We start from the raw sequence: 8,451 nt of genomic DNA on the forward strand, positions 1-8,451 counted from the left end.
TGCCGGCGACTGGGGCGGTGTGGTCATGCTCGGCAGCGCACCGGTTAACGTGGCCAACGCACATATTGAAGGCATTCCCGACGGCGATACCCGGGGAGCCTTTGGCGGCAGCGATGCGGACGGCTCCTGCGGTGTGATGGAATACACCCGCGTGGAGTTCGCCGGCTTCGAGGTCTACGCCAATAACGAATTGAATGGCCTGACCCTGGGCGGCTGTGGCAGCAGCACCATTATTCGTAATGTGCAGGTCCATCGCGCACTGGACGACGGTATCGAAGTGTTCGGTGGCACAGTGGACCTCAAGCACATCATTATTACCGGTGCTGCGGACGACTCGCTGGACTGGGATATGGGCTGGCGTGGCCGGGTACAGTTTCTGGTCGTGCAACAGCATGCCAATGTGGGCGACAATGCGTTTGAAGGCGATAATCTCAAGGCGAATCCGGATGCCACACCCATTTCCGCGCCGGTCATGTATAACGTGACCTTGATCAGCCCGCGCAGCCATGAAAAATACCACCGGGCGATGACCCTAAAAGTGGGCACCGGCGGGCATTTCAACAACATGATTATTGACGGTTTCTCCGGGGAAACCATCGACCTGAAAGGCGGCGAGACCGTGCGCCGTATTCAGGAAGGCGAGCTCACCTTCAACAGTATGATGGTGCATAAAGTGGGCAGCCGTGGCCTGACGTTCTTCGACTCAGAAAACATGGACAATGATGACGATAACGGTTTCGACGAGCGTCGTTATTTCCAGAGCCGTTCCGTGGGCGCCCAGTTTGGCACCGACCCGTTGCTCACCCGCGATGCGACCAGCACCTCCCATCCGGACTTTGCCCCCACCTCACGCTCTCCTGCCCGTAATGGCGCCACGGCGATCCCGCAGGGAGAGTTCTGGGATGAAGCAGCGGATTATCTCGGTGCCATGCGCCCGGGCAGCGCGCAGACATGGGCCGACAACTGGACGGCGTTTCCGTTGAATTAGGGAGCCTCTGAATGTCGGCTTACGGCTACGCCTAAGCCGACCTGCGGGACTGCCCGCGATACATCAGTTGAAAGTTCAAAGTGAAAAGTTGAAAAGGAAAACCGGGGGAGCTTTTCCGGTTCCCCTGTCTGAGCTTGTCGCTCAGACCCGCACCTCGACCTGCACTTTTTTCGCAGCGCGCCCCATCATCTCAATGACTTTTTCACGGTCGCGTTTTCTCATGATGTCGCTCTGCACGTGCAGACTGAAGCCTTCCGCTTCATAGTCCACGGCCACCGTTTTGTCCTGCTTCAGGTCCGTGGCGGAGCGGGCCAGGGTGCGCAAGATGGTGTTCTTGTCGAAATTACGGATGCGCTCCAGGTCGATGTGGATGCCAAAGCCATCGGTTTGCGCAGACACATAACGGTTCTTTGCCCCCGCATCCCGTTTGGCACCCAACGCCTCGAACACGGGGATCGGCCGGTTAAATCCCTTGACCTGAATGTCACCCATGCTGCGGCACTGAATCCGGTTATTCACCAGCGCCTGGGTCGCCTCCGAGATCAACACGCCGCCTGGCCGGCAGGCGGATTCCAGGCGGCTGGCCAGATTCACATCCGTGCCCAGAATGGTGTAATCCATGCGCGAATCGGTACCAAAGTTGCCCACCGTGGCGTAACCGGTATTGATGCCAATACGGATTTCCAGCTTGTGGTCGATGCCTTCGCGCTGCCAGCGCTGGCGCAGCAGCTTCATTTGTTCCTGCATCTCAATGGCCATCAAGACACAACGGTAGGCATCTTCCTGGGCGCCTTCGCTTTTCGGATCACCAAAAAAGATCATCACCGCATCACCAATGAATTTATCGATGGTGCCACCGTGACGCAGGGCAATGCGCGTCATCTCGCTCAGGTAGGTGTTGAGCATTTTGGTAAGCGTGGTCAGCGGCAGCTCTTCGGAGATGGCACTGAATCCCTTGATGTCGGAAAAGAACACGGTCAGGCGCTTGCGTCGGGTTTCCAGCTTGGCGTCACGTTTGCCGGAAAAAATCGATCCCCATACCTGGGGCGGCAAATACTTGGCCAGCTTGCGGGACATATCCACCGCCTGCTTCTGCTGGCGCCTCACCAACTCCTGTGCCTGCTTGAGGTAACGAGCCTGCAGGTGGGCAAACGCGGAGGAGGCACCCACATAGATCCCCAAGCCCAGCATGGAAATCACCGACAGCAACACCGGCGTCTGTTCCGGCGACAGCACCTGAAAGCCCAGCACCCAGCCCATCAGCAAAGCACCAACCCCGGTCATCAACACATTCAGCAACCAGGGTTTCAGCCCGCCACTGCTGACCGAATTGGCGTGCACGATAATCAGCAGCACCATGGCCGGCACCAGTGAAAAGTGCAGCAACGCACACACCAGGCCAATCACCATGGCGTCAGCCTGCATCAGTAATTTGTGCACTGGCTTGGTGGGCCGGTCCTGCTTTTCAAACAGGAACAGCAGCCCCTGGGCCGACATGGGGTAAATCAGCAGCCCCGCCACCCCCAGCATGTATAACTCGGGAAACAGGTTCAGCTTCAGGCCCGCCATCAGAATCATGGCGGCCACCAGAAAGGCCAATAGCCGGATGTAGTTTGCCTGACGGCGCGCCCGCTCCATGGGACCCAACTGGGGGCGGCGAGCTTTCTTTTTCGTCATGGAGGTCGTCATGTGATCCGCTTCACGCGATTTCTGCGAAGCTTAGCGGTTTAGTCTCTAAGAAAAAAGACTGGGATGACTAAAGGTAGGCGATTCCCTGCCACCGGAAAACGGGCGCACTCTGCAACTGGGACTCATCTGCGATTCGGGCTACCATGGCGCCGTTGTAATAGGAGCCCTGAATGGACACCCTCACCGCCCTGACCACCCGTGTATCCGCCCCGCGCCTGGAAGCCCCCGGCCCCAGCGATGAGCAACTGGACATGTTGCTGCGTGCAGCCATTCGTGCCCCGGATCATGGTCTACTGCGCCCGTGGCGCTTTATCGTGCTGCAAGGCCGCCAGCGCGAACGTCTGGGCGACATCATGGTGGCCCACCTGCTGGAAGCACAACCGGACGCCGACAACCGTGCTCAGGAGATTGCCCGCAGCAAGGCCCTGCGTGCCCCCACCATTATCATTGCCGTGGCCGAAGTGACCGAGGGCCACAAGATTCCGGTCTGGGAGCAGGTGCTCGCTGTGGGCGCATCCGTTCAGAACATGATGCTCGCGGCTTACGAACAGGGTATCGGTGCCATGTGGCGCACCGGGGCCATGGCAAACTCTACCCTGGCCAAGGAAAAGCTCGGCTTTGCGGCCAAGGATCAGGTTGTCGCTTACCTTTATCTGGGTAAACCAGTGGGCAGTCTGAAATCCCTGCCTAACGACGCCCCCGCTGACTTCCTCCGCGAATTGCCATGATAGATCTGGCTGCTCTGGCAGAACAGGTCCGCAATGCCATTCCGCTGACCCGGCATCTGGCCTTTCAGCTTGAAACATTTGATGGCCAGGCGCTGACACTCACCGCGCCATTGGCCGTCAACCACAACGACAAAGGCACCTTTTTTGCTGGCAGCCAGTCGGCCCTGCTGACACTCGCCGGCTGGAGCCTGACGACCCTGCTGGCCCGCCAGGCAGGCGTGGATGCGGACGTGGTTGCCGTCAAGACCGGGCTTGAGTACCAGCTGCCCCTGGACAGCGATATCCACATTACCGCCACCGCCAGTACCGACGGCATCAGCCGCTTCCAGCAGCGCCTGACACGCCGGGGAAAAGCCACGCTGACGGTTTTGGCGCAGGGTACCAGTGCCAACAGCGCGCAGGTCTGCGAGTATCAGGGTCTTTATCTTGCGAAGGATCGGACCCCATGACAGCTGACAGCACCATCATTACCACTCACTTCTATTTGCTGGCCTATGCGGGCTGGGCATTGTTTTTGCTCATCCTGCTGATCAGCGCCCGTTCCCTGGCCGTGTTGAGCGGCAAAACTAAAGCCGACGGCTTTCCCCCATATCACTACAACCCGGCCTGCCCCCTCAATCGTCTGCATCGGGCCTATCTGAACACGCTGGAGTTACTCGGCATCCTGATTGTCGTCGGCGCCACCGCTTTGTGGCTGGGCAACACCGAACTGAGTGCCTGCCTGCTCCCCTGGATCGTTGCCGCCCGTGTGGCCCAGAGCATTATCCATCTGGCCGGCGTGAACCACTGGCTGGTGCAGATTCGCTTCGGTTTCTTTCTGGTACAAGTGGCGTTAGTGAGCTGGCTGGCTGTAGACCAGGCCTGCACATTGCTGTCACTGTTCAAACCCTGAACAACCGGCGGCATGAGGCTTGCCTCACGCCGCCCCCTCCGGTACTCTACGCGCCCTCAAGAGTTGCCCAGTGCGCTGTTGACGACAATCTGGTGAGGTGTCCGAGTGGCCGAAGGAGCACGCCTGGAAAGTGTGTATACCGCAAGGTATCGAGGGTTCGAATCCCTCCCTCACCGCCAAACATGAAAGCCCCGCAAACGCGGGGCTTTTTTATGCCGCTTCGCGGCCGCAACACGGTTCACGTAGCACGCAACACGCCCCCCGAACCCTGCGGCCACAAGGAGGCAGCTCCCAGGCATTAGTGTCAGGCCTCAAGCGTATAGTGCTCCACCATCACTTGCCCGCGATTCACTCAACTCGCTAAAGTAGACGTTCATTTTGCGGGGAATATCCATGACTCATACCCACGGCTGGCTAGCTCGGCTGGAGCAGTTGGGCAACCGGCTTCCCCACCCGACCTTGTTATTTGTCTGGCTTTGCCTGCTGCTGCTTCCCCTCACCGCATTACTGGGTGCACTGGATATCACCGCGGTTCACCCTCTCACCGACGACACCATTACCGCCCGCTCACTGCTCGACGGTGACGGCCTGCGTTATCTGTTCACCACCCTGGTGGGCAACTTCACCAGCTTTGCGCCACTGGGCGTGGTGCTCGTCGCCATGTTGGGCCTGGGCGTAGCCGAACAATCCGGGCTGCTGTCGGTGAGCCTTGCCAGCCTGGTAAGGCGCGCCTCCGGCAGCGCGCTGGTGTTCACTGTTGCGTTTGCTGGTGTACTCTCCAGCCTGACCGTGGACGCCGGTTATGTGGTACTCATTCCCCTGGCCGGGCTGGTCTTTCAACTGGCGGGACGCCCCCCTATCGCCGGTATCGCCACCGCCTTTGCGGCAGTCTCCGGCGGCTTCAGCGCCAACTTGCTGGTGGGGCCGGTGGACGCCACCCTGGCCGGGCTATCCACGGAAGCAGCGCATATTGTTACCCCGGACCGGACCGTGGATGCCACCGGCAATTACTGGTTCATCATCGCCTCCACCTTTCTTGTCACCGGGTTGGTGACACTGGTCACCCGCAAGCTGACCGAACCTCGTCTGGCGCACTCCCATGCATCCACGGACACTTCCCCGGAGGTGCCGCATACACATCCCCGCGCCATGCGGTGGACTGGCCTGACCCTGGTGGTGCTGCTCGCCGGGCTGGCGTTACTGGTACTGCCAAGTGACGCGCCACTGCGCCATCCCGACACCGGCAGCGTACTGGGCTCGCCATTCATTCATGGCCTGGTGGTCATCGTGGCATTGATTGCGGGGATCTGCGGAGCGGTGTACGGCCGGGTCAGTGGGCAATTTCGCAGCAGTGGCGACATTATCACCGCCATGGAGACCACCATGGCCTCCATGGCCGGGTATCTGGTGCTGATGTTTTTCGCCGCCCAGTTCGTGGCCTGGTTTAACTACAGCCAGTTGGGCCTGCTACTGGCAGTGAAAGGCGCCGCCTGGCTTGGCGCACTATCGGTGCCCAAAGTGATACTGCTACTGCTGTTCGTTATACTCACTGCGCTGATCAACCTGATGATCGGCAGCGCCTCGGCCAAGTGGTCCATCCTCGCACCGGTATTTGTTCCCATGCTGATGCTGCTGGGCATTTCCCCCGAGGCCAGCCAGGCGGCCTACCGGGTCGGCGACTCCAGCACCAATATCATCACCCCGTTAATGCCCTACTTTGTATTGGTACTGGGCTTCGCCCGGCGCTATCAGCCGGATACCGGCATCGGCACGCTGATTGCACTGATGCTGCCCTACAGCCTGACACTGCTGCTGGGGTGGTCTGTATTGCTGGGTGTGTGGATCGGGTTTGGCTGGCCGCTGGGGCCGTGAGTTGAAAGTGAAAAGTTTAAAGTTGAAACGCGTGACAGGTCACTCTGATCAGAACGCAAAGAGGCCGCGCCCAAGTCACAGGCGCGGCCTCTTAATTTGAAAACGGTTAAAACGCTTACTCTCGCTTCAACTTTCAACTTTCAACTTCTAGCTATTATTTGATCAACCGAATCGTCAGCGGATAACGGTAGTGCTCTCCACCATTGGCCTTTACGGCAGCCACGATGGTCATCACCAACCAGAAGATACCAATAATCGGCAGCAGGACGGCACCAATCACCACGAAGGTGAGCAGGAAGGCAACAAAACCTGCGATGGAAATAGTGATATTGAAATTCAACGCTTCCTTGCCCTGGTCATCCACGAAGGCACTATCGTCTTTTTTAACCAGCCAGATCACCAGTGGCCCCAGAATATTGCCGAACGGAAATACCATACCGACAAAGGCCAGCAGGTGGCATGCCAGACCCAGGCTCCGCTCTTCCTGTTTCGCCAGTCCATTGCTGTTATTTTCTTCGCTCATTCAAAGGTTCCTTGTTGAAAAATAAAACCCGCCACCATCCTTGCTACTGACGAATGGTGCGACGGTTGGGGAGGGGTTGTTCGCTGTTGGAGCGGAACGGGTTGATATCAATGCCGCCCCGGCGAGTAAACCGGCCGTACACGGTCAGATGGCGGGGCGAACACTGGGCCATCAGGTCCACGAAGATCTGTTCGATAATCTGTTCGTGAAACCCCTGGTGATTACGCAGTGACACCACATAACGCAAGAAACTGGCCGGGCTGATGGCACGGCCGGTATAGCGGATCACCACGGTAGCCCAGTCCGGCTGATCGGTAACCGGGCAATGGCTGCGCAGCAGATGGGAATAGAGCTGCCCGGTTTGCTCCGAGCCCTGATCACATAGCAGCAGGTCCGGGCGATACTCATAATGCTCAAAGGACAAGTCGATATTGTCCACGCAATCACCCCGGTCTTCCCACACGGGAAAACCCGCAGATTCCTGTAGCGAATACAGCAGCACTTCGATATTGCCACCCACCGTCTGCGCCACATCTTTCTCGATGGCAGCGCGCACCGCGTCACGACTCTCGAAGCGGGTATTGGCAAACGAATTCAGATACAGCTTGAGGGATTTGGACTCAACAATATTCGGGGTAGTACAGGGAACGCGCAGTTCGCACATGGCCACCATGGGCTTGCCCTTCTCGTTGAGCCAGGACAACTCATACGCATTCCAGATATCGGTCCCGTGGAAAGGCAGAGTGGTGTCTTCCAGCTCCAGGGACTCGCGGGCATCCCAGCGCGGCACCGGACACAACAGCGAAGGCATGTACTCGTCAACATACTCGCTGGAGCGGCCCAGCGGCGTTTCCTTAAGATAGCTCATGATAACCTCTTGGCACTCCCGTCCATGGGACTGGCTTTAATCATAGCCGGATTTAGCCGGTTTCGTTAGTGCCGAATACCGGTACCACGATGCAGCAACCACAGCGCAAATAAGTAGAAAGCGATCACAAACGCCAGAATGGCCCCCAGGGAAGCGTATACATTCACGTCGCTCACGCCCAGTACCCCGTAACGGAAGGCATTGACCATATAGACGATGGGGTTGGCAAGGCTCACCGCCCGCCAGAACTCCGGCAGCAGATCAATGGAATAAAAGACCCCGCCCAGGTAGGTCAGCGGTGTCAGGATAAAGGTGGGGACAATGGAAATATCGTCAAACTTGTTGGCGAAAATCGCATTGATAAAGCCCCCCAAAGCAAACAATGCTGCCGTGAGAATCACCACCGTGATGGTGATAAAAACGTGCTGCATGGACAGGTGAGTAAAGAACAGGCTGAGCAGGCTGACAATCAGTCCCACCAACATGCCACGCACCATACCGCCGACAATATAGCCGTTGAGAATCACATGAGACGGCATCGGCGACACCAGCATTTCCTCAATGGAATGCTGGAATTTGGTGGAAAAGAACGAGCTCACCACATTGCCGTAACTGTTCTGGATTACGCTCATCATGATCAACCCCGGCACGATGTACTGCATGTAATCGAACCCGCCCATATCGCCGATACGACTGCCAATCAGGTTGCCGAAAATCACGAAATACAGCGTCATGGTAATCGCTGGCGGCAGCAGCGTCTGCGGCCAGATACGGGTAAAACGGCGAATTTCCTTGGTTACCAGGGTCAGAAATGCCACCCATTGCTCACGAGCACTCATGATGCTTGCTCCCCCGGCAGGTTCTGCTCGACCAGCCGCACAAACAATTCTT

At 58.0% G+C, this 8,451-nt stretch carries 8 protein-coding genes, 1 tRNA gene and 1 pseudogene; 6 read left to right on the plus strand and 4 right to left on the minus strand.

Going from position 1 to position 8,451, the window contains the following annotated elements; translation table 11 throughout:
* Nucleotides 1-988 (plus strand): annotated as a pseudogene (locus tag A3754_RS27695) (hypothetical protein); the annotation flags it as partial.
* A 141-nt stretch (nucleotides 989-1,129) separates the two neighbouring features.
* On the opposite strand, the gene A3754_RS12610 reads toward A3754_RS27695, so the two are convergent.
* Nucleotides 1,130-2,665: an adenylate/guanylate cyclase domain-containing protein gene (locus A3754_RS12610; RefSeq protein WP_063519971.1), complete on the minus strand. Its 1,536-nt coding sequence runs from the start codon at nucleotides 2,663-2,665 to the stop codon at nucleotides 1,130-1,132.
* Nucleotides 2,666-2,847: 182 nt separating this feature from the next.
* Here A3754_RS12610 and A3754_RS12615 point away from each other — a divergent pair, with 182 nt between their 5' ends.
* From A3754_RS12615 to A3754_RS12635, 5 genes are all read left to right on the plus strand, one after another.
* A complete protein-coding gene (locus tag A3754_RS12615; protein ID WP_063519972.1) occupies nucleotides 2,848-3,405 on the plus strand; it encodes a nitroreductase in 558 nt (185 codons plus the stop codon).
* Complete coding sequence (locus A3754_RS12620) at nucleotides 3,402-3,854, plus strand: YiiD C-terminal domain-containing protein (protein WP_063519973.1); 453 nt, start codon at nucleotides 3,402-3,404, stop codon at nucleotides 3,852-3,854. The genes A3754_RS12615 and A3754_RS12620 overlap by 4 nt, the downstream gene beginning before the upstream one ends.
* The gene (locus tag A3754_RS12625; RefSeq protein ID WP_063519974.1) at nucleotides 3,851-4,297 is read left to right on the plus strand and encodes an MAPEG family protein; all 447 of its coding nucleotides are present in this window, start codon (nucleotides 3,851-3,853) and stop codon (nucleotides 4,295-4,297) included. The genes A3754_RS12620 and A3754_RS12625 overlap by 4 nt, the downstream gene beginning before the upstream one ends.
* A 91-nt stretch (nucleotides 4,298-4,388) precedes the next feature.
* Nucleotides 4,389-4,476: transfer RNA gene (locus A3754_RS12630), tRNA-Ser, on the plus strand.
* A gap of 214 nt (nucleotides 4,477-4,690) precedes the next feature.
* Nucleotides 4,691-6,169 (plus strand): AbgT family transporter, encoded by a 1,479-nt coding sequence (locus A3754_RS12635; RefSeq protein ID WP_063519975.1) that lies wholly within the window; start codon nucleotides 4,691-4,693, stop codon nucleotides 6,167-6,169.
* 154 nt (nucleotides 6,170-6,323) lie between these two features.
* On the opposite strand, the gene A3754_RS12640 is transcribed toward A3754_RS12635, so the two are convergent.
* The 3 genes from A3754_RS12640 to A3754_RS12650 all read right to left on the minus strand — a co-directional run bounded on the left by A3754_RS12640 (nucleotide 6,324) and on the right by A3754_RS12650 (nucleotide 8,399).
* Nucleotides 6,324-6,692, minus strand: a complete 369-nt coding sequence (locus A3754_RS12640) for a DUF4870 domain-containing protein (RefSeq protein ID WP_063519976.1) — start codon at nucleotides 6,690-6,692, stop codon at nucleotides 6,324-6,326.
* Nucleotides 6,693-6,735: 43 nt separating this feature from the next.
* Nucleotides 6,736-7,560 (minus strand): NADPH-dependent 7-cyano-7-deazaguanine reductase QueF, encoded by an 825-nt coding sequence (gene queF, locus A3754_RS12645; RefSeq protein WP_063519977.1) that lies wholly within the window; start codon nucleotides 7,558-7,560, stop codon nucleotides 6,736-6,738.
* Nucleotides 7,561-7,625: 65 nt separating this feature from the next.
* Nucleotides 7,626-8,399, minus strand: a complete 774-nt coding sequence (locus A3754_RS12650) for an ABC transporter permease (protein ID WP_063519978.1) — start codon at nucleotides 8,397-8,399, stop codon at nucleotides 7,626-7,628.
* Between the last annotated feature and the right edge of the window lie 52 nt (nucleotides 8,400-8,451).

The sequence above is a fragment of the Alcanivorax sp. HI0083 genome, assembly GCF_001635175.1.

Bases quoted from the DNA above. Each gene is read 5' to 3' on its own strand.
- A3754_RS12610 (WP_063519971.1), bottom strand. From the start codon at position 2,665: ATGACGAAAAAGAAAGCTCGCCGCCCCCAGTTGGGTCCCATGGAGCGG.
- A3754_RS12615 (WP_063519972.1), top strand. From the start codon at position 2,848: ATGGACACCCTCACCGCCCTGACCACCCGTGTATCCGCCCCGCGCCTG.
- A3754_RS12620 (WP_063519973.1), top strand. From the start codon at position 3,402: ATGATAGATCTGGCTGCTCTGGCAGAACAGGTCCGCAATGCCATTCCG.
- A3754_RS12625 (WP_063519974.1), top strand. From the start codon at position 3,851: ATGACAGCTGACAGCACCATCATTACCACTCACTTCTATTTGCTGGCC.
- A3754_RS12635 (WP_063519975.1), top strand. From the start codon at position 4,691: ATGACTCATACCCACGGCTGGCTAGCTCGGCTGGAGCAGTTGGGCAAC.
- A3754_RS12640 (WP_063519976.1), bottom strand. From the start codon at position 6,692: ATGAGCGAAGAAAATAACAGCAATGGACTGGCGAAACAGGAAGAGCGG.
- queF (WP_063519977.1), bottom strand. From the start codon at position 7,560: ATGAGCTATCTTAAGGAAACGCCGCTGGGCCGCTCCAGCGAGTATGTT.
- A3754_RS12650 (WP_063519978.1), bottom strand. From the start codon at position 8,399: ATGAGTGCTCGTGAGCAATGGGTGGCATTTCTGACCCTGGTAACCAAG.